Below are 18946 nucleotides of genomic sequence, written 5' to 3' on the forward strand. Positions count from 1 at the left end.
ACGAATCAGTTACCTTTTTTCTCTGCCGGAGCCTTGTTTTTGTCCTGCAACTGCGACGGTACCAGAACGGTGGTGACGCGTTTGCCTTTATCGCTGAAGGCCTGCATTTTCTGCTCTTTCACCAGATAGGTGATCTTATCGCCTGTGATGTTGCTATCGAGCTGTTCCAGGTAAGCCTTACCGGTGAGAACGACGAAGTCTTTCGCCAGTTCATAATGCATGTGTGAGGCGTGGCCTTTAACCGGTTTACCGTTGTCCTGCATCTGGTAAAAGGTTGCAGGATTACCATAGCCATCAATGACTTCTTTACCGTCTTCACCGCCAGGGCGGGTCACGACGACTTTATCGGCGTTAATTTTGATGGTGCCCTGAGTCACAATCACGTTGCCAGTAAAGGTCACCACGTTGCCTTGCATATCAAGAGACTGCTGGTCCGACTCAATGTGAATCGGCTGCTCGGTATCGCCGGTGACGGCGAATGCCGGGATGCTGGCGGCCAGAAGTGAGCTGGCAAGCACAAGATTAAGGCTGAGTTTGTTTGTTTTGGATTTCATATGAGGTTCTAACCTTTTCAATCAGCTCGGCGTTCTTGCTGCGTAAGTTGCCGCGCATCTTCAGTCCGCTGGAGTTAAATGTTGTGCCATATAACGTGACGAGATCATCGGAAGTGACGTCTTGTGTCACCAGGTTAATCTGTGCGTTATCGGTCGTCATTCTGCGTAGTTGAGAGTCGGGCACCAGGGCGTTGACCTCAACATGGCCGTACAGATATAGCATCCGATCGTTGGTCAATTTGGCTTTATCAGCCTTGATCGTCCAGGTCGGTACTTTATCCTTATCAAATGTGGTTAATACCGGTTGAGTAAACCACGAAACCGCTTGTTCCGAATAATATTCAACGTTTTGCGCGATCAAGTGATAGCTCAGTGCGCCTTCGGGACTATACACAACGGTATCAGTATGTTCGCTCTTATAGGTTGGCTCGTTGTTATTTACGACGACCTCAGCGGTGTCGTCTTTGTCTGCCAGATTAATACCAATCATCACAAGGACAGCCAGCGACAGTAGAATGATAACCCAACGTCTGGTTTTGCTCATATCGATTGCCCTTTGGCCTCGTCCAGTTTGCCCTGCGCCAGGAGTAATAAATCGCAGACTTCACGTACCGCGCCGCGTCCCCCATCGATGCGGGTGACATAATCGGCCCGCGGGATCAGCAAAGGATGAGCATCCGCCACCGCCACGCTTAATCCCACTTGCGCCATCACCGGCCAGTCGATCAGATCATCGCCAACGTACGCAACATTTTCAGGAGCGATCGCCAGTTTGCTAAGGAGATCGTTAAAGGCGACCAGTTTGTCTGACTGCCCCTGATACAAATGCGTGATCCCCAATGTGGCACAGCGATCTTCTACAAGTTTAGCCTTTCGTCCGGTAATAATGGCAACCTCGATACCGGAAGTGAGCGCACAGCGAATTCCGTAACCATCGCGGACGTTAAAAGCCTTCAGCTCTTCACCGTTGTTGCCCATATAAATCAGACCATCAGACAGTACGCCATCCACATCCAGGATCAGTAAACGGATGTTCTCTGCCCGGGTGATAACGTCTGTGCTGACGGGTCCATAACAGGTCGCAAGCGACGCACCTGCTTTACTCATTTTCTTTATCCTTGAGTTTCTTACACTACACCTGCACGCAGCAGATCATGCATATGTAACACACCAAGTAACCGGTCGCCATCAGCAACCATTACCGAGGTGATATGGCGGGACTGCATTAAGTTCAGGGCATCGACGGCAAGAATGCCCGGACGCACGCGAATGCCGCCAGGGGTCATCACATCGGCAATGCCTAACTGGCGAACATCAACGCCCATATCGAAGACGCGACGTAAATCGCCATCGGTGAAAATACCGTCAATCTTCATGTCATCATCGCAAATGACGGTCATGCCGAGATTTTTACGCGTGATCTCAAGTAAGGCGTCACGCAGGCTGGCGCTTTTAGTCACATGCGGGATCTCATCGCCCGTATGCATAATATCGTTAACGCGCAGTAAAAGCTTACGGCCTAGTGCGCCACCGGGATGAGATAACGCAAAATCTTCCGCGGTAAAGCCACGCGCTTTTAATAATGCCACGGCTAGCGCATCGCCCATCACCAGCGTTGCGGTCGTGCTGCTGGTCGGCGCCAGGCCTAACGGGCAAGCTTCCTTGGGCACTTTAACACACAGATGCACATCTGCCGCACGCGCCATGCTGCTTTCCGGACGACCGGTCATGCAGATAAGCGGTACATGAAGACGTTTTAACACCGGGATTAACGCCGCTATCTCATTGGATTCACCGGAGTTAGAGATGGCGATGACTACATCCTGCGGCGAGACCATGCCCAGATCGCCATGTGCGGCTTCGCCTGGATGCACGAAAAATGAGGGGGTGCCGGTGCTGGCAAATGTGGCCGCCATTTTCCGCCCGATATGTCCGGATTTCCCCATCCCCATCACCACAACTTTGCCCGGGCAGCTGAATATTTTCTCGCAGGCGAGAGTAAAATTTTGGTTGATGTACTGATCAAGCTCCGCCAGGCCTTCACGTTCAATTGCCAGGACTTCCTTGCCTGCTTGCTGAAAGTCAAAACCCGGTTGCAACTCTAAGTGCGACATAATGCGTTTCCAGTTATCCAACGAGAAGTGGCGATAACCAATACAGCATCGCCAGCCATATGATAAAACCGCCGGTCAGCAGCGCACCCGCGCCGCGACCAATCTGGCGCGGACGTCGCCAGCAGAGTAGTGCAAAAATTACGCTCACCAGCAGCATGACGCTATAGTCACGGGTGAAGGCCATCGGATTAACTTCCCCCGGCGTAATCAGCGCCGGCAGTCCGAGGACGATAACAATATTAAAAATGTTCGCGCCGATGATGTTGCCGACGGCAATATCGTTTTCGCCTTTACGCAGACCCGCAATTGCCGTTGCCAGCTCCGGCAGGCTGGTACCAATGGCGACAACCGTCAGCCCGATGGTGAGTTCGCTCATGGCGAAGTAGTTCGCCAGTACGGTTGCGTTATCTACCACCATACGCGTTGCCATTGGCATAATAATTAGCGCAATACCCAACCACAAAAAGGCGACCGGTAACCCACCTTCGCGCGGCAGTTCCGCGATCTGCTCGCGGGTCAGGCTGTCGTTACCTTGTCGCTCAGCCAGACGGGCGATTTTAACAATGAATAACAGCCATAGCACGGCCAGAAGCAGAAGAAAGAAACCATCGCTGCGACTCAATTGCCCGTCATACAGGACCGATGCGGCTAAGATGCTTACCAGCAACATTAGCGGTAATTCACGACGCAGAACATCAGAATGCACGGTAAAAGGATGAATCAGCGCCGACAGGCCTAAAATAAGCAGAATGTTGGTAATGTTAGAGCCGATGGCGGTACCGACGGCTAAATCAAGCTGCCCGTTCATCGATGCGGCAACGGAGACAATTATCTCGGGTAACGATGTACCAATGCTGACCACGGTCATCCCGATGATAATGGGGGGAATACCGAAGTTTCGACATAAAATGGATGCGGCAAATACCAGTCGGTCGGCACCGTAGACCACCAGAAGTAAACCAATTATTAACAGCGCCGTCGCTAAAAGCATCTAAAGTCCTTTCTTCAGGTATACTCGCCGGTCCACTTGAAGGATTTCTGGAAGCCGTCACGAATTCTTAATTTTGACTTTATGCGGCTAAAAAGTAAAACAAATGCCAGCTTTCGCTAACCAGGACAGGTAATAATCTGTAAATATGTTGGGTTCAGGGCTAAATTGAGCGCCAAACTCTTCGATCAACGAGGCAATAGTAAAGGATGAATCAATGGGTCAGTCTGTGGCGAATCTAATCGATATGCGCGATGTCAGCTTTTCCCGAGGCGACCGCTGCATCTTTGATAATATTTCCCTGACGGTGCCGCGTGGTAAGGTGACGGCGATCATGGGGCCATCAGGCATCGGCAAAACGACGCTGTTGCGTCTGATCGGCGGACAAATCTCCCCGGATAAGGGCGAGATCCTGTTTGACGGCGAAAATGTCCCGGCCATGTCCCGTTCGCGTTTATTTACCGTGCGTAAGCGCATGAGCATGCTATTCCAGTCTGGTGCGCTGTTTACTGATATGAATGTGTTTGACAACGTTGCATACCCGTTGCGCGAGCATACAACACTGCCTGCGCCGCTGCTGAAAAGCACGGTAATGATGAAGCTCGAGGCCGTTGGCCTGCGGGGCGCGGCAAAATTAATGCCTTCTGAATTATCCGGTGGGATGGCGCGTCGTGCCGCGTTAGCACGTGCTATCGCGCTGGAGCCAGACCTTATTATGTTTGATGAGCCGTTCGTCGGCCAGGATCCCATCACCATGGGCGTGCTGGTGAAGCTGATTTCTGAACTGAACAGCGCGCTGGGCGTCACCTGCGTGGTGGTTTCCCATGATGTGCCAGAAGTGCTGAGTATTGCGGATTACGCCTATATTATGGCGGACAAAAAAATAGTGGCCTACGGTAGTGCTCAGGCGCTGCAAGAAAATGCCGATCCGCGTGTGCGTCAGTTCCTCGATGGCATTGCCGATGGACCGGTTCCGTTCCGTTACCCGGCGGGCGACTACCACATCGATTTACTCAAAACAGGGAGTTAAGCCACCCATGTTGTTAAATGCGCTGGCATCACTCGGACATCGGGGAATAAAAACCCTCAGGACGTTCGGGCGAGCCGGATTAATGTTGTTCAATGCAGTTGTCGGCAAGCCGGAGTTTCGCAAACATGCGCCGCTGCTGATACGCCAACTCTATAATGTCGGTGTCTTATCGATGCTGATCATTATTGTTTCTGGCGTGTTCATCGGCATGGTGCTGGGGTTGCAGGGATACCTGGTGCTGACGACCTACAGTGCGGAAACCAGCCTCGGTATGCTGGTGGCGCTGTCATTGCTACGTGAGCTGGGGCCGGTGGTTGCGGCGCTGTTGTTTGCCGGGCGGGCCGGATCGGCCTTAACCGCAGAGATTGGCCTGATGCGGGCGACCGAGCAGCTTTCCAGCCTGGAAATGATGGCCGTCGACCCACTGCGCCGAGTGATCTCCCCGCGTTTTTGGGCCGGTGTCATTTCATTGCCGCTGCTGACGATTATATTTGTCGCGGTGGGGATCTGGGGTGGGTCGTTGGTTGGCGTAAGCTGGAAAGGTATTGATGCAGGCTTTTTCTGGTCGGCTATGCAAAATGCCGTCGACTGGCGTCTGGATCTGGTCAACTGCCTGATTAAGAGCGTGGTGTTTGCCATTACGGTCACCTGGATTGCATTGTTCAATGGTTATGATGCTATCCCGACCTCTGCCGGGATTAGCCGGGCAACGACACGCACCGTAGTGCACGCCTCTCTTGCCGTTCTGGGGCTGGATTTTGTGCTGACCGCACTGATGTTTGGGAATTGAGTTCATGCAAACGAAAAAAAATGAAATTTGGGTCGGGTTATTCCTGCTGGTTGCGCTGCTGGCCGCGCTGTTTGTCTGCCTGAAGGCGGCGAACGTCACCTCAATGCGTACTGAACCGACTTATACGATTTATGCGACCTTTGATAATATCGGCGGTCTGAGAGAGCGCTCTCCGGTGCGGATTGGCGGGGTCGTGGTAGGACGCGTATCGGACATCTCGTTAGATCAGAAAACGTACCTGCCGCGCGTGACGCTGGAAATTGAATCGCGTTTTAACCATATTCCTGACACCAGTTCTCTGAGCATCCGTACTTCCGGTCTGTTGGGCGAACAGTATCTGGCATTGAACGTAGGTTTTGAAGATCCTGAGCTGGGAACGTCTATCCTCAAAGATGGCGGTACGATTCAGGACACGAAATCTGCGATGGTGCTGGAAGATATGATTGGTCAGTTCCTTTACAACAGCAACAGTAAAGGTGATGACAATAAGAATTCTGGCGATGCGCCAGCCGCAACTGAAGGCAATAATGAAGCCACTACGCCTGCGGGCGCAACGAAATAATCTCAGGAGAATCGACGTATGTTTAAACGATTGATGATGGTGGCTATGCTGGTGATTGCTCCACTTAGCGCGGCAACCGCAGCGGACCAGACGAACCCGTACAAACTGATGGATGAGGCGGCGCAGAAGACGTTTGACCGTCTGAAGAACGAGCAACCTAAAATCCGTTCCAACCCGGATTACCTGCGTCAGGTGGTCGATCAGGAACTGCTGCCTTACGTGCAGGTTAAGTATGCAGGCGCACTGGTACTGGGCCGCTACTACAAAGATGCGACACCGGCTCAGCGTGACGCCTATTTCGCCGCATTCCGTGAATATCTGAAGCAGGCGTACGGTCAGGCGCTGGCGATGTACCACGGCCAGACCTATCAGATTGCCCCTGAGCAGCCGCTGGGTGATGCGACCATCGTGCCTATCCGCGTAACCATCATCGATCCAAACGGTCGTCCTCCGGTACGTCTGGATTTCCAGTGGCGTAAAAATTCCCAGACGGGTAACTGGCAGGCGTATGACATGATTGCTGAAGGCGTAAGTATGATCACCACCAAACAGAATGAGTGGAGCGACCTGCTGCGTACGAAAGGTATTGATGGCCTGACGGCACAGCTGAAATCTATTTCTCAGCAGAAAATCACGCTGGAAGAGAAAAAATAATGACGCAGTCACTCACCTGGATGCGTGAAGGCGACAAGCTGGTGCTGGTGGGAGAGCTGGATCAGGACGTGTTAAACCCATTATGGGATGCGCGAATTGAGGCGATGAAAGGGGTATCCTGCATCGACCTGAACCAGATTTCCCGGGTGGATACCGGTGGTCTGGCATTACTGCTGCACCTGATTAATGAGGGCAAGCAGCAGGGGAACAGCGTTTCGCTCGCTGGCGTTAACGATAAAGTGTACACGCTGGCGCAGCTTTACAATTTGCCTGACGACGTTCTTCCGCGTTAATTTTTGTAAGCCGGATAAGGTCTTGTGCCGCCATCCGGCAACTCCTCAGCGGGGGATCTGCCACTAAAGCCTTGTCTGATTTATCAGCGGGGCTTTTTGCTTATTTATGACAGCGCCACTTTGCTCTAAGATGTTGGGCTGTTTTCACTATCTGACGAATGAAGAGCCCATGGAAAATAATGAAATTCAGAGCGTGCTGATGAATGCACTCTCCCTCCAGGAAGTCCACGTTTCTGGCGACGGCAGTCACTTTCAGGTTATTGCCGTGGGTGAGATGTTTGAAGGCATGAGCCGGGTCAAGAAACAGCAATCGGTCTATGGCCCGTTGATGGAGTACATTGCGGACAACCGCATTCATGCCGTGTCGATTAAGGCGTTTACTCCAGCGGAATGGGCGCGCGATCGCAAACTTAACGGTTTTTGAGCTACGGGTGATATGCCGGTAGCGAAGATAAATTCTTAACAGAGAACAGAATAATGGATAAATTTCGTGTTCAGGGGCCAACCAAGCTCCAGGGCGAAGTCACAATTTCAGGCGCTAAAAACGCCGCGCTGCCGATCCTGTTTGCGGCGCTGCTGGCTGAAGAACCTGTAGAGATCCAGAACGTCCCGAAACTGAAGGATGTTGACACCTCAATGAAGCTGCTGAGCCAGTTGGGGGCGAAAGTTGAGCGTAATGGTTCTGTGCACATTGATGCGCGTGACGTGAACGTCTTCTGTGCGCCGTACGATCTGGTCAAAACCATGCGTGCATCCATCTGGGCGCTTGGGCCGCTGGTTGCCCGCTTTGGCCAGGGCCAGGTTTCACTGCCGGGCGGCTGTACCATCGGTGCGCGTCCGGTTGACCTGCACATTACTGGTTTGGAGCAGTTAGGCGCGACTATTAAGCTTGAAGAAGGCTATGTGAAAGCGTCCGTTGATGGCCGTCTGAAAGGCGCGCATATCGTCATGGACAAAGTGAGCGTCGGCGCGACGGTCACTATCATGTGCGCAGCAACGCTTGCCGAAGGCACTACCATCATCGAAAACGCCGCGCGTGAACCGGAGATCGTGGATACCGCGAACTTCCTGATTGCGCTGGGCGCAAAAATCACAGGCCAGGGTACCGATCGTATTACCATCGAAGGCGTTGAGCGCCTCGGCGGCGGTGTGTATCGCGTTCTGCCTGACCGCATCGAAACCGGTACTTTCCTGGTCGCAGCGGCAATTTCTCGCGGCAAAATTATCTGCCGCAATGCACAACCTGACACGCTGGATGCCGTTCTGGCGAAGCTGCGTGATGCGGGAGCGGATATCGAAGTCGGTGACGACTGGATCAGCCTGGACATGCACGGGAAACGTCCGAAAGCGGTCAATGTGCGCACGGCGCCGCACCCGGCGTTCCCTACCGATATGCAGGCCCAGTTCACGTTGCTGAACCTGGTGGCAGAAGGAACGGGTTTCATCACGGAAACCGTGTTTGAGAACCGCTTTATGCACGTGCCTGAGCTGAGCCGTATGGGCGCTCACGCAGAAATCGAAAGCAATACCGTGATTTGCCACGGTGTGGAAACGCTCTCCGGCGCACAGGTTATGGCGACCGATCTGCGCGCATCTGCAAGCCTCGTGCTGGCAGGGTGTATTGCTGAAGGTACGACGGTAGTCGATCGTATTTATCACATCGATCGCGGCTATGAGCGCATCGAAGATAAACTGCGCGCGCTGGGCGCAAACATTGAGCGCGTGAAAGGCGAGTAATCGTCTACGTCTCTTGTAACCCCCAGTTCTGTGAACCGGGGGTTACTACTCATCAGTGTTCATTCAGGATTCTGTTTCTCTTTGCGTCCCCTCATCATCCGCGTTCTGTCGATAAACTCATGTGTTTTTGCATCGTGATAGCGTGACGGCCAAATCACCCACGGGTCGGTTCCCAACGATCGGGCGATAATCAACTCACCTTTTGGCCATGGGCGTGTTAACGCATTGGCCAGCGTTGATGAGCTTAATCCATTTTTACGTGATTCAGCGGCCATTGAGGTCCCTTTCTTGCGCAGTCCGGCGATGATATCGGCCGGATGCCAGTCAATCAGCTTGTTTTCCATAAACTCATCTCTCCTTTGGTTATCGACTTATGGTTCCACGATCGGTTGTGGAGATACTATAACGCCCGGAGAACGAATGTTCTAAAATGTTCATGTAAAGTGTGAGTATATTCAGAATATGCCAAATTTATGCGAAGATTGCTGGAGAAGGGGGAGGTATTTATTGGAATTTATAAAAGCATCCCGTGCAGGGCACGGGATGATGAAAGATGTCGCAGGGTATTAACGGTCGCGCTGTACGGCGATATGCGCCAGACCAATCAGCGCTTCTCTCCACGGCGTATCAGGCAGTACCTGCAGCGCAGCGATGGCCTTATCAGCCTCTTCTTCTGCACGTTGGCGAGTCCACTCCAGGGAACCACAGGCGTTCATCGCTTCCAGAACAGGCTCCAGAAGGTGACGGCCATTACCCTGCTCAATAGCCTGGCGGATCATTTGTGCTTGTTCAGGGGTGCCGTGGCGCATGGCATGCAGCAGCGGCAGCGTTGGTTTACCCTCGTTGAGGTCATCACCGACGTTTTTACCCAGTTGCTCACCATCCGCGTTGTAATCCAGCAAATCGTCGATTAACTGGAAAGCGGTACCGAGATAACGGCCATAATCCTGCAACCCTTTCTCTTGTTCTTCGCTGCAACCAGCCAGAATGCCAGAGCATTGGGCAGCCGCTTCAAACAAACGCGCAGTCTTACTGTAGATAACGCGCATATAGTTTTCTTCAGTGATGTCCGGGTCGTTGACGTTCATCAACTGCAAGACTTCACCTTCGGCGATGACGTTGACCGCTTTCGACATGACTTCCAGCACTTTCAGCGAACCGAGGCTGGTCATCATCTGAAAAGCGCGGGTATAGATAAAATCGCCGACCAGCACGCTGGCCGCATTGCCAAACGCCGCATTCGCCGTGGCTTTTCCGCGGCGCATGTCGGACTCATCCACAACATCGTCGTGCAACAGGGTCGCGGTGTGAATAAACTCGATGAGGGCTGCAATCGTAACGTGCGCATTTTCCTGGTAGCCAACTGCACGCGCGGCGAGTACGGCGATCATTGGGCGAATGCGTTTTCCGCCGCCGCTAACGATGTAGTACCCCAGTTGATTGATCAGCTGCACGTCGGAATTGAGCTGTTCAAGGATTGTCGCATTGACCCCCGCCATATCTTGCGCGGTTAACTCATTGATTTTTTCTAAATTCATCGCAAAAGCCGGGCTTCTCGCCCCGATTACCTCACTGTATCGGAAGGTAACGTCGGGTTTAGGGTTATAAATATATGCTGATTGTACTGAAAAAACGCCATAGATAAACGTTACCGTACGTGTTGTGTTTTTTTTCTTCATGTATTGACGTAGCACTTGTCAAAGGCTCGCGTTTTGCGTAATATTCGCGCCCTATTGTGAATATTTATAGCGCACTCTGAATCATCAAAAAGGTGTGCGCGGAAGCGGAGTTTTTTATGTACGCGGTTTTCCAAAGTGGTGGTAAACAACACCGAGTAAGCGAAGGTCAGACCGTTCGCCTGGAAAAGCTGGACATCGCAACTGGCGAATCTGTTGAATTCGCAGAAGTTCTGATGATCGCAAACGGTGAAGAAGTCAAAATCGGCGTTCCTTTCGTTGATGGCGGCGTTATCAAAGCTGAAATTGTTGCTCACGGTCGTGGCGAGAAAGTTAAAATTGTTAAGTTTCGTCGTCGTAAACACTACCGTAAGCAGCAGGGCCATCGTCAGTGGTTCACTGATGTAAAAATCACTGGCATCAGCGCTTAAGTTAAGGGGAGCAGATTAAATGGCACATAAAAAGGCTGGCGGCTCGACTCGTAACGGTCGCGATTCAGAAGCTAAACGTCTGGGCGTAAAACGCTTCGGCGGTGAAACAGTTCTGGCTGGTAGCATCATCGTTCGTCAACGTGGTACTAAATTCCACGCTGGCTCCAACGTTGGTTGCGGCAAAGACCACACTCTGTTTGCTAAAGCAGACGGTAAAGTGAAATTTGAAGTGAAAGGCCCGAAAAACCGTAAATTCATCAGCATCGTTGCTGAATAAGTTTTTCGCGTCCCGGTAACGGATAAAAGCCCCGCAACACGTTGCGGGGCTTTTTACATTCGACGGCCGGTAAATACGCTCGTCGCGCCGTGATAACCCGGAAACGAGCCCTTGCAGGGAATACGGCATGAAGCAGCAGGCAGGTATTGGTATTCTGTTAGCACTCACAACGGCAGTATGTTGGGGTGCTTTGCCAATAGCGATGAAGCAAGTGCTGGAGGTGATGGAGCCTCCTACCGTGGTGTTCTACCGTTTTTTAATGGCAAGCATTGGCCTTGGCGCTATTCTTGCGGTTAAAAAAAAGCTCCCCCCGTTGCGTATTTTTCGCAAAGCGCGTTGGCTGATACTGTTGGCTATCGCTACCGGTGGGTTGTTCGGTAACTTCATTCTGTTTAGTTCATCCTTGCAATATTTGAGCCCAACGGCTTCGCAGGTTATCGGTCAGCTGTCACCGGTTGGTATGATGATTGCCAGCGTCTTTATCCTGAAAGAAAAGATGCGCGGTACGCAGGTGATTGGCGCCATTATGCTTCTGAGCGGCCTGGTTCTGTTTTTTAATACCAGTCTGATCGAAATTTTTACCCGACTCACCGATTACACCTGGGGCGTTATCTTTGGTGTTGGTGCGGCGATGGTCTGGGTGAGCTATGGGGTCGCGCAAAAGGTGTTATTGCGCCGCCTGGCATCACCGCAGATCCTGTTTTTACTGTACACTTTATGTACGATTGCGTTGTTGCCGTTGGCTAAACCCGGTGTCATCACGCAGCTCAGTGACTGGCAGCTGGCATGCCTTGTATTCTGCGGCCTGAATACGCTGGTAGGATACGGTGCTCTCGCGGAAGCGATGGCGCGTTGGCAGGCGGCACAGGTGAGCGCCATTATTACGCTCACTCCGCTGTTTACGTTGTTATTTTCAGATTTATTATCACTGGCCTGGCCCGATTTCTTCGCCAGACCGATGCTAAACCTATTAGGTTATCTCGGTGCGTTTATCGTGGTTGCGGGCGCGATGTATTCCGCCATTGGTCATCGAATTTGGGGCGGTTTACGTAAGCATGAAACGGTGGTTTCGCAGCCCCGCTCAGGCGAATGATTTACGGAGAGTAAAATGAAGTTTGTTGATGAAGCATCGATTCTGGTCGTTGCAGGTGATGGCGGTAATGGTTGCGTCAGCTTCCGCCGCGAAAAGTACATCCCAAAAGGCGGTCCGGACGGTGGAGACGGTGGTGACGGTGGTGACGTTTGGCTGGAAGCCGACGAAAACCTGAACACGCTGATCGATTACCGTTTTGAAAAATCATTCCGTGCGGAACGTGGACAGAATGGCGCGAGCCGTGATTGCACCGGCAAGCGTGGTAAAGATGTCACGATTAAAGTGCCTGTAGGTACGCGTGTAATCGATCAGGGCACGGGCGAAACCATGGGCGACATGACCAAACACGGTCAGCGTCTGATGGTCGCTAAAGGCGGCTGGCACGGTCTGGGCAACACCCGTTTCAAATCCTCGGTCAACCGTACTCCGCGTCAGAAAACGATGGGTACACCGGGCGATAAACGCGATCTGATGCTGGAGCTGATGCTGCTGGCGGACGTGGGGATGCTGGGCATGCCAAACGCCGGTAAATCGACGTTTATCCGTGCGGTGTCCGCGGCGAAGCCGAAAGTCGCTGACTATCCGTTCACCACCCTGGTTCCGAGCCTGGGTGTGGTGCGTATGGACAACGAAAAGAGCTTCGTGGTTGCCGACATTCCGGGTCTGATTGAAGGCGCGGCTGAAGGCGCAGGCTTGGGTATCCGCTTCCTGAAACACCTGGAACGCTGCCGCGTACTGCTACACCTCATTGATATCGATCCGATTGACGGTTCCGATCCGGTTGAAAATGCCCGTATCATTATTGGCGAGCTTGAAAAATACAGCCAGGATCTGGCGTCTAAACCGCGTTGGTTAGTGTTCAACAAAATTGATTTGCTGGACAAGGCTGAAGCGGAAGAGAAAGCGAAAGCGATCGCCGAAGCGTTAGGCTGGGAAGGTAAATATTACCTGATCTCCGCCGCCAGCCAGTTGGGCGTGAAGGATCTCTGCTGGGATGTGATGACCTTTATCATCGAGAACCCGATTGTTCAGGCTGAAGAAGCGAAACAGCCAGAGAAAGTCGAGTTCATGTGGGATGATTATCACCGCCAGCAGCTCGCTGAAGTCGAAGACGAAGCAGAAGATGATTGGGATGACGATTGGGACGAAGACGACGAAGAAGGCGTTGAGTTCATCTACAAGCGTTAATCACATTAAAAACCCCGGCCATGTTGCCGGGGTTTTGTTTCCAGGTTTCAGAAGGTCGGATTAGGTGCGTTAGCGCTGCCATCCGGCAAACATACTCAGTTATTCTGATAAATATCCTTGTATAATCGGCTTTCGAAGCGGACCAGTGGAATACGGCGATTACGCTGATCAGCTGGCTCTACAGCATAACCAGACAGATACTGCACAAATGCCATGCGCTGACCGCTTGCCGTGGTGATGAAGCCTGCCAGGTTATAGACCCCCTGCAGTGAGCCTGTCTTCGCCGATACTTTGCCATCTACGCCAGCCTGATGCAGACCCGCACGGTATTGCAAAGAGCCGTCATGGCCTGCCAGCGGCAGCATGGTGATAAAGTTCAGCTCGTTATCGTGCTGAGCGATATATTGCAGCACCTGCATCATGGTCGCCGGGGCAATCAGGTTATGGCGGGAGAGCCCAGAACCGTCGGCAATAATGGTGTTGCCGATATCAATACCCGCTTGCTGACGCAGAATCTGGCGTACGGCATCAGAACCTGCTCGCCAGGTACCTGGCACGTTAAATCGTGCATGGCCAATCATACGGAAAACGGTATCGGCAATCATGTTGTCCGATTTTTTCAGCATAATCTTAAGCAGGTCGTGCAGCGGCGCCGACTGCTTACTGGCTACCACGGTCCCCGGCTCGTTGACCAGCGTCTGGCGCAGCAGAGTCCCGCTGTAAGTGATACCGGCTTGTTTTAGCTCATCTTTGATAATCGCCCCGGCATAGCTGGCGCCGTCCTGAATAGCGAATGCCAGCGGCAGCGGATCGGCTCGTTGGGGCAGGCATCCGGTCAACGTAAAGCGGTTGAGATCGCCTGGAACCACGTCCAGTTCACAATATTGCGCTTCGGCAGAGCCACGAGCGAGAGTACGCACCTGACTGAACATGGTGACCGGGTAGTAAGATGCCACGCGGATAAAGGCGAGATCGTTAGGTTTTTGCGCGCTATAGAGTGAAACCGAGAAACAGTTACGATCGACAATGGCTGCCGCGGGCGGTGCGCTAAAACACTGCGTCATGTCGTTCCAGGGCCAGCCAGGTGCCTTATCATGGCTGGCGAAAATGGAGGTGTCGATCATGACATTTCCGGCAATTTGCGTCACGCCTGATTTTTTCAGGGTTGCCACCATATTGCGAATATCCTGACGTTTTAGCGTCGGATCGGCACCAAATCGCGCCACTAAGTCACCTTTCAAAACGCCGCCTTCCACGTTGCCTTTAGTCTCAAGCGTGGTGGTAAAACGAAAGTCAGGCCCGAGCTGAATCAATGCCGCCAGCGCGGTGATCACTTTCTGTGTACTGGCCGGCAGCGCCATCTGCTGGCTATGGTAATCAATAGTAGGAGCTGGTGCGCCAACCTTCTGTACCATAAGGGCGAGGTTGGCCCCGGCAGGGAGCTGATTGATATACTCGTCGACGTTCGCAGCCTGAACGCTGAACGCTATACTGGCAGTCAATCCAATGGTAAATCTGGAAAATCGCATAATCTCGCGCTAACAACCTGGAAACAGGCCGTCATACTACGGCGCAACGCCCCAAAAAGTAAACGATGACCCATAGGGAACTCCAGGGTAAAATGATCATCAAATAGAGAATTGTAGCTGACCTGGGACCCTGAGCCCCGGGTCGGTATTTTTTTGCTTCTGACTCTGGCATGGCGTATGCCAGAGTGGGCTTAGCAGCCGGGGTGAGAGCAGCCGCCCCCTACAGGAATGTTCAAGAGGTATAACAAATGCAAGCTATCCCAATGACCTTACGTGGTGCTGAAAAACTGCGCGAAGAACTGGATTTTCTGAAATCGGTGCGCCGTCCTGAAATCATTGCCGCTATCGCAGATGCGCGCGAGCATGGCGACCTGAAAGAAAATGCAGAGTATCACGCGGCGCGCGAACAGCAGGGTTTCTGCGAAGGGCGCATTAAAGATATCGAAGCTAAACTGTCCAACGCGCAGGTTATCGACGTCACAAAAATGCCGAACAATGGTCGCGTAGTTTTCGGCGCGACGGTTACCGTGCTGAATCTCGATAACGACGAAGAGCAGACCTGGCGTATTGTCGGCGATGATGAAGCCGATTTTAAACAGAACCTGATTTCGGTGAACTCGCCTATTGCTCGTGGCCTGATCGGTAAAGAGCAGGATGACGTGGTGGTTATTAAAACGCCGGGCGGTGAAGTTGAATATGAAGTAACGAAGGTAGAATACCTGTAATTCGCATCTTGGTTAAGATGTTGATACATTGTAAAGAAAGGAAAAAGGCCGCATAGCGGCCTTTTATCAACGAAGAGAGCGTGGCATTTTGCTCTCCTGCTAGCGGAAAATCCCGCGTTTTACACAAACTTCGTGTGCAACTTTGGGATATTCTTAGCGTGGCAGCGAGATTTTACGTTCTTTAGTCGGGCGATACAGTACCAGCGTTTTACCGATGACCTGTACATTGCAGGCGCCGGTTTCGCGTACGATAGCTTCCACGATCAAGGTTTTAGTATCGCGATCTTCCGAGGCGATTTTCACCTTGATAAGTTCATGGTGCTCTAACGCTTGTTCAATCTCGGCCAGTACCCCTTCGGTCAAACCATTGTTGCCAAGCATAACTACAGGCTTGAGCGGATGTGCCAGACCTTTCAGGTGCTGTTTTTGTTTAGTACTCAGATTCATCGTATATTTTTGCTTACGTTGGGATTGAAAACGGGTCATTCTACCGCCATCTCCCATATATCGCCAAATAGCTGTGTAGAAATTTACACCATTGGTTACGATGAACTGCCCTTTGGGAATGTGAAATGACAGGTAAAAAGCGTTCTGCCAGCTCGAGTCGCTGGCTTCAGGAACACTTTAGCGATAAATATGTTCAGCAGGCGCAGAAAAAGGGGTTACGTTCCCGTGCCTGGTTTAAACTTGATGAAATACAGCAAAGTGACAAAATTTTTAAACCGGGGATGACGATTGTTGATCTCGGTGCTGCACCCGGTGGCTGGTCGCAATATGCGGTTACGCAGATCGGCAACACTGGCCGCATTATCGCTTGCGATCTTTTACCTATGGATCCAATCGTTGGTGTGGACTTCCTTCAGGGCGACTTTCGTGATGAATTAGTCCTGAAAGCGTTACTTGAGCGCGTAGGTGACAGTAAAGTACAAGTTGTCATGTCTGATATGGCGCCAAATATGTGTGGAACACCGGCGGTGGATATTCCCCGGGCCATGTATCTGGTAGAGCTGGCGCTTGGAATGGCTCGTGATGTATTAGCGCCAGGTGGTAGTTTTGTAGTGAAGGTGTTCCAGGGCGAAGGTTTCGATGAGTATCTAAGAGAGATTCGCTCCCTGTTTACGAAGGTCAAAGTTCGTAAGCCGGACTCTTCTCGCGCCCGTTCGCGTGAAGTGTATATTGTAGCGACCGGGCGTAAACCATAACCGGTAGATTTCAAACGAAAGTTTGAAAGAAACTGGATATAGAGTATCCTGACGCTGTTTTTAACACAGTTGTAATATGAGGTTAATCCCTTGAGTGACATGGCGAAAAACCTAATTCTCTGGCTGGTCATTGCCGTTGTGCTGATGTCAGTATTCCAGAGCTTTGGGCCCAGCGAGTCTAATGGCCGTAAGGTTGATTACTCTACCTTCCTGCAAGAGGTCAATCAGGACCAGGTTCGTGAAGCGAAGATCAACGGACGTGAGATTAACGTTACCAAGAAAGATAGTAACCGTTACACGACCTACATTCCGGTTAACGATCCGAAGCTGCTTGATAACCTGCTGACCAAAAACGTCAAGGTTGTTGGTGAACCGCCTGAAGAGCCGAGCCTGCTGGCTTCTATCTTCATTTCCTGGTTCCCAATGCTGCTGCTGATTGGTGTCTGGATCTTCTTCATGCGTCAAATGCAGGGCGGTGGTGGCAAAGGTGCCATGTCGTTCGGTAAGAGCAAAGCGCGCATGCTGACGGAAGATCAGATCAAAACGACTTTTGCAGACGTTGCTGGTTGCGACGAAGCAAAAGAAGAAGTTGCTGAGCTGGTTGAGTATCTGCGCGAACCGAGCCGTTTCCAGAAGCTGGGCGGTAAAATCCCGAAAGGCGTCCTGATGGTCGGTCCTCCGGGTACGGGTAAAACCCTGCTGGCGAAAGCTATCGCAGGTGAAGCGAAGGTTCCTTTCTTCACCATTTCCGGTTCTGATTTCGTGGAAATGTTCGTGGGTGTCGGTGCATCTCGTGTGCGTGACATGTTCGAACAAGCCAAGAAAGCGGCACCGTGCATCATCTTCATCGATGAAATCGACGCCGTAGGCCGCCAGCGTGGTGCAGGTCTGGGCGGTGGTCACGATGAACGTGAGCAGACACTGAACCAGATGCTGGTTGAGATGGACGGCTTCGAAGGTAACGAAGGCATTATCGTTATCGCGGCAACTAACCGTCCGGACGTTCTTGACCCTGCGCTGCTGCGTCCAGGCCGTTTCGACCGTCAGGTTGTGGTTGGTCTGCCGGATGTCCGCGGTCGTGAACAGATCCTGAAAGTGCATATGCGTCGCGTACCGCTGTCTCCGGATATCGATGCGGCAATCATTGCACGTGGTACGCCTGGCTTCTCCGGTGCGGATCTCGCGAACCTGGTCAACGAAGCGGCGCTGTTTGCAGCTCGTGGCAACAAGCGTGTTGTATCGATGGTTGAGTTCGAGAAAGCGAAAGATAAAATCATGATGGGTGCGGAACGTCGCTCCATGGTGATGACGGAAGCGCAGAAAGAATCTACCGCGTATCACGAAGCAGGCCACGCGATTATCGGTCGCCTGGTACCGGAACACGATCCGGTGCACAAAGTGACGATTATCCCGCGCGGTCGTGCGCTGGGTGTGACTTTCTTCCTGCCTGAAGGCGACGCTATCAGTGCCAGCCGTCAGAAACTGGAAAGTCAGATCTCCACGCTGTACGGCGGTCGTCTGGCCGAAGAGATCATCTACGGTGTTGAACATGTTTCTACCGGTGCGTCGAACGACATTAAAGTCGCGACTAACTTGGCGCGTAACATGGTTACTCAGTGGGGCTTCTCCGAGAAACTCGGTCCGTTGCTGTACGCTGAAGAAGAAGGCGAAGTGTTCCTGGGACGTTCTGTGGCGAAAGCTAAGCATATGTCCGATGAAACGGCTCGTATTATCGATCAGGAAGTTAAACTGCTGATTGAGCGTAACTATGACCGTGCGCGTCGTCTGCTGAACGAAAACATGGACATTCTGCACTCGATGAAAGATGCGCTCATGAAATATGAGACCATCGATGCGCCGCAGATTGATGATCTGATGGCTCGCCGCGAGGTACGTCCGCCAGCGGGTTGGGAAGAACCGGGTTCTTCTAACAACAACTCTGGCAGCACCGGCAAGCCGAGTGCGCCGCGTCCGGTTGATGAACCGCGTGCGCCGGACTCTGGCACCATGTCAGAGCAACTGGGCGACAAATAAGTTATCGTTGATGATGACCGTGTTTTAATTTAAAACCCTGGGGCTTGCCCCGGGGTTTTTCTTATTTGT

At 52.2% G+C, this 18946-nt stretch carries 23 protein-coding genes; 14 read left to right on the forward strand and 9 right to left on the reverse strand.

All coding sequences use genetic code 11. The annotated features are described in order from the left end of the window. Nucleotides 1–5: 5 nt before the first annotated feature. The 5 genes from lptA to OGV65_RS00480 are packed head-to-tail and all read right to left on the reverse strand — an operon-like array spanning nt 6 to nt 3659. Entirely contained in the window at nt 6–554 is a 549-nt protein-coding gene (gene lptA / locus OGV65_RS00460) for a lipopolysaccharide ABC transporter substrate-binding protein LptA (protein ID WP_047358523.1), read from the reverse strand. Next, nucleotides 523–1098 (reverse strand): LPS export ABC transporter periplasmic protein LptC, encoded by a 576-nt coding sequence (gene lptC, locus OGV65_RS00465; protein ID WP_047358522.1) that lies wholly within the window; start codon nt 1096–1098, stop codon nt 523–525. Before lptC ends, lptA begins: the two co-directional genes overlap by 32 nt. Next, nucleotides 1095–1661 carry a 3-deoxy-manno-octulosonate-8-phosphatase KdsC gene (kdsC, locus tag OGV65_RS00470; RefSeq protein ID WP_046276014.1) on the reverse strand — a complete coding sequence of 189 codons (567 nt, stop codon included), beginning with the start codon at nt 1659–1661 and terminating at the stop codon, nt 1095–1097. The genes lptC and kdsC overlap by 4 nt, the downstream gene beginning before the upstream one ends. A 20-nt stretch (nt 1662–1681) precedes the next feature. After that, nucleotides 1682–2668, reverse strand: coding sequence for an arabinose-5-phosphate isomerase KdsD (gene kdsD / locus OGV65_RS00475; RefSeq protein WP_016154685.1), 987 nt, complete (start codon nt 2666–2668; stop codon nt 1682–1684). Nucleotides 2669–2681: 13 nt separating this feature from the next. Further along, entirely contained in the window at nt 2682–3659 is a 978-nt protein-coding gene (locus OGV65_RS00480) for a calcium/sodium antiporter (protein WP_016154684.1), read from the reverse strand. A gap of 214 nt (nt 3660–3873) precedes the next feature. On the opposite strand from OGV65_RS00480, the gene mlaF reads away from it, so the two are divergent. The 7 genes from mlaF (at nt 3874) to murA (ending at nt 8722) form a co-directional block, all read left to right on the forward strand. Then, entirely contained in the window at nt 3874–4686 is an 813-nt protein-coding gene (gene mlaF, locus OGV65_RS00485) for a phospholipid ABC transporter ATP-binding protein MlaF (protein ID WP_016154683.1), read from the forward strand. A 7-nt stretch (nt 4687–4693) separates the two neighbouring features. Beyond that, nucleotides 4694–5476, forward strand: coding sequence for a lipid asymmetry maintenance ABC transporter permease subunit MlaE (gene mlaE / locus OGV65_RS00490; protein ID WP_003025053.1), 783 nt, complete (start codon nt 4694–4696; stop codon nt 5474–5476). 4 nt (nt 5477–5480) lie between these two features. Further along, complete coding sequence (gene mlaD / locus OGV65_RS00495) at nt 5481–6038, forward strand: outer membrane lipid asymmetry maintenance protein MlaD (protein WP_016154682.1); 558 nt, start codon at nt 5481–5483, stop codon at nt 6036–6038. Between the two features lie 18 nt (nt 6039–6056). Continuing rightward, on the forward strand, nt 6057–6692 hold the full coding sequence (gene mlaC / locus OGV65_RS00500; protein ID WP_016154681.1) for a phospholipid-binding protein MlaC: 636 nt from the start codon (nt 6057–6059) through the stop codon (nt 6690–6692). Then, nucleotides 6692–6985, forward strand: coding sequence for a lipid asymmetry maintenance protein MlaB (gene mlaB, locus OGV65_RS00505; protein WP_141875707.1), 294 nt, complete (start codon nt 6692–6694; stop codon nt 6983–6985). The genes mlaC and mlaB overlap by 1 nt, the downstream gene beginning before the upstream one ends. Before the next feature lie 169 nt (nt 6986–7154). After that, entirely contained in the window at nt 7155–7409 is a 255-nt protein-coding gene (ibaG, locus tag OGV65_RS00510) for a BolA family iron metabolism protein IbaG (RefSeq protein WP_003025040.1), read from the forward strand. A 53-nt stretch (nt 7410–7462) separates the two neighbouring features. Beyond that, complete coding sequence (gene murA / locus OGV65_RS00515; RefSeq protein ID WP_003839949.1) at nt 7463–8722, forward strand: UDP-N-acetylglucosamine 1-carboxyvinyltransferase; 1260 nt, start codon at nt 7463–7465, stop codon at nt 8720–8722. 59 nt (nt 8723–8781) lie between these two features. Here the strand turns inward: murA and sfsB are convergent, their stop codons facing one another. Continuing rightward, nucleotides 8782–9066 carry a DNA-binding transcriptional regulator SfsB gene (gene sfsB, locus OGV65_RS00520; protein ID WP_016154679.1) on the reverse strand — a complete coding sequence of 95 codons (285 nt, stop codon included), beginning with the start codon at nt 9064–9066 and terminating at the stop codon, nt 8782–8784. A 222-nt stretch (nt 9067–9288) separates the two neighbouring features. Continuing rightward, nucleotides 9289–10260 carry an octaprenyl diphosphate synthase gene (gene ispB / locus OGV65_RS00525; RefSeq protein ID WP_019077785.1) on the reverse strand — a complete coding sequence of 324 codons (972 nt, stop codon included), beginning with the start codon at nt 10258–10260 and terminating at the stop codon, nt 9289–9291. A gap of 257 nt (nt 10261–10517) precedes the next feature. Between ispB and rplU the strand changes: the two genes are divergently transcribed. From rplU to cgtA, 4 genes are all read left to right on the forward strand, one after another. After that, complete coding sequence (gene rplU, locus OGV65_RS00530; protein WP_286454492.1) at nt 10518–10829, forward strand: 50S ribosomal protein L21; 312 nt, start codon at nt 10518–10520, stop codon at nt 10827–10829. Nucleotides 10830–10848: 19 nt separating this feature from the next. After that, nucleotides 10849–11106 carry a 50S ribosomal protein L27 gene (gene rpmA / locus OGV65_RS00535; RefSeq protein WP_003025030.1) on the forward strand — a complete coding sequence of 86 codons (258 nt, stop codon included), beginning with the start codon at nt 10849–10851 and terminating at the stop codon, nt 11104–11106. Nucleotides 11107–11233: 127 nt separating this feature from the next. Continuing rightward, nucleotides 11234–12199 carry a DMT family transporter gene (locus OGV65_RS00540; RefSeq protein WP_016154677.1) on the forward strand — a complete coding sequence of 322 codons (966 nt, stop codon included), beginning with the start codon at nt 11234–11236 and terminating at the stop codon, nt 12197–12199. Nucleotides 12200–12214: 15 nt separating this feature from the next. Then, complete coding sequence (cgtA, locus tag OGV65_RS00545) at nt 12215–13387, forward strand: Obg family GTPase CgtA (RefSeq protein ID WP_016154676.1); 1173 nt, start codon at nt 12215–12217, stop codon at nt 13385–13387. Between the two features lie 95 nt (nt 13388–13482). On the opposite strand, the gene dacB is transcribed toward cgtA, so the two are convergent. After that, nucleotides 13483–14916: a serine-type D-Ala-D-Ala carboxypeptidase gene (gene dacB, locus OGV65_RS00550; protein WP_200108091.1), complete on the reverse strand. Its 1434-nt coding sequence runs from the start codon at nt 14914–14916 to the stop codon at nt 13483–13485. 248 nt (nt 14917–15164) lie between these two features. Here dacB and greA point away from each other — a divergent pair, with 248 nt between their 5' ends. Next, nucleotides 15165–15641, forward strand: a complete 477-nt coding sequence (greA, locus tag OGV65_RS00555) for a transcription elongation factor GreA (protein WP_016154674.1) — start codon at nt 15165–15167, stop codon at nt 15639–15641. 153 nt (nt 15642–15794) lie between these two features. Here the strand turns inward: greA and yhbY are convergent, their stop codons facing one another. Beyond that, nucleotides 15795–16088, reverse strand: coding sequence for a ribosome assembly RNA-binding protein YhbY (gene yhbY / locus OGV65_RS00560; RefSeq protein WP_003025016.1), 294 nt, complete (start codon nt 16086–16088; stop codon nt 15795–15797). 125 nt (nt 16089–16213) lie between these two features. On the opposite strand from yhbY, the gene rlmE reads away from it, so the two are divergent. Together rlmE and ftsH are read left to right on the forward strand one after the other, a co-directional pair. Continuing rightward, complete coding sequence (rlmE, locus tag OGV65_RS00565; protein WP_003025015.1) at nt 16214–16843, forward strand: 23S rRNA (uridine(2552)-2'-O)-methyltransferase RlmE; 630 nt, start codon at nt 16214–16216, stop codon at nt 16841–16843. A gap of 99 nt (nt 16844–16942) precedes the next feature. After that, complete coding sequence (gene ftsH, locus OGV65_RS00570; protein ID WP_019077783.1) at nt 16943–18877, forward strand: ATP-dependent zinc metalloprotease FtsH; 1935 nt, start codon at nt 16943–16945, stop codon at nt 18875–18877. Nucleotides 18878–18946 lie beyond the last annotated feature (69 nt).

It is taken from the genome of Citrobacter sp. Cb004, from assembly GCF_030337065.1.
Classification (GTDB): Bacteria; Pseudomonadota; Gammaproteobacteria; order Enterobacterales; family Enterobacteriaceae; genus Citrobacter; species Citrobacter braakii.

Coding starts and splice junctions, on each gene's coding strand:
- lptA (WP_047358523.1), bottom strand. CDS start 554: ATGAAATCCAAAACAAACAAACTCAGCCTTAATCTTGTGCTTGCCAGC.
- lptC (WP_047358522.1), bottom strand. CDS start 1,098: ATGAGCAAAACCAGACGTTGGGTTATCATTCTACTGTCGCTGGCTGTC.
- kdsC (WP_046276014.1), bottom strand. CDS start 1,661: ATGAGTAAAGCAGGTGCGTCGCTTGCGACCTGTTATGGACCCGTCAGC.
- kdsD (WP_016154685.1), bottom strand. CDS start 2,668: ATGTCGCACTTAGAGTTGCAACCGGGTTTTGACTTTCAGCAAGCAGGC.
- OGV65_RS00480 (WP_016154684.1), bottom strand. CDS start 3,659: ATGCTTTTAGCGACGGCGCTGTTAATAATTGGTTTACTTCTGGTGGTC.
- mlaF (WP_016154683.1), top strand. CDS start 3,874: ATGGGTCAGTCTGTGGCGAATCTAATCGATATGCGCGATGTCAGCTTT.
- mlaE (WP_003025053.1), top strand. CDS start 4,694: ATGTTGTTAAATGCGCTGGCATCACTCGGACATCGGGGAATAAAAACC.
- mlaD (WP_016154682.1), top strand. CDS start 5,481: ATGCAAACGAAAAAAAATGAAATTTGGGTCGGGTTATTCCTGCTGGTT.
- mlaC (WP_016154681.1), top strand. CDS start 6,057: ATGTTTAAACGATTGATGATGGTGGCTATGCTGGTGATTGCTCCACTT.
- mlaB (WP_141875707.1), top strand. CDS start 6,692: ATGACGCAGTCACTCACCTGGATGCGTGAAGGCGACAAGCTGGTGCTG.
- ibaG (WP_003025040.1), top strand. CDS start 7,155: ATGGAAAATAATGAAATTCAGAGCGTGCTGATGAATGCACTCTCCCTC.
- murA (WP_003839949.1), top strand. CDS start 7,463: ATGGATAAATTTCGTGTTCAGGGGCCAACCAAGCTCCAGGGCGAAGTC.
- sfsB (WP_016154679.1), bottom strand. CDS start 9,066: ATGGAAAACAAGCTGATTGACTGGCATCCGGCCGATATCATCGCCGGA.
- ispB (WP_019077785.1), bottom strand. CDS start 10,260: ATGAATTTAGAAAAAATCAATGAGTTAACCGCGCAAGATATGGCGGGG.
- rplU (WP_286454492.1), top strand. CDS start 10,518: ATGTACGCGGTTTTCCAAAGTGGTGGTAAACAACACCGAGTAAGCGAA.
- rpmA (WP_003025030.1), top strand. CDS start 10,849: ATGGCACATAAAAAGGCTGGCGGCTCGACTCGTAACGGTCGCGATTCA.
- OGV65_RS00540 (WP_016154677.1), top strand. CDS start 11,234: ATGAAGCAGCAGGCAGGTATTGGTATTCTGTTAGCACTCACAACGGCA.
- cgtA (WP_016154676.1), top strand. CDS start 12,215: ATGAAGTTTGTTGATGAAGCATCGATTCTGGTCGTTGCAGGTGATGGC.
- dacB (WP_200108091.1), bottom strand. CDS start 14,916: ATGCGATTTTCCAGATTTACCATTGGATTGACTGCCAGTATAGCGTTC.
- greA (WP_016154674.1), top strand. CDS start 15,165: ATGCAAGCTATCCCAATGACCTTACGTGGTGCTGAAAAACTGCGCGAA.
- yhbY (WP_003025016.1), bottom strand. CDS start 16,088: ATGAATCTGAGTACTAAACAAAAACAGCACCTGAAAGGTCTGGCACAT.
- rlmE (WP_003025015.1), top strand. CDS start 16,214: ATGACAGGTAAAAAGCGTTCTGCCAGCTCGAGTCGCTGGCTTCAGGAA.
- ftsH (WP_019077783.1), top strand. CDS start 16,943: ATGGCGAAAAACCTAATTCTCTGGCTGGTCATTGCCGTTGTGCTGATG.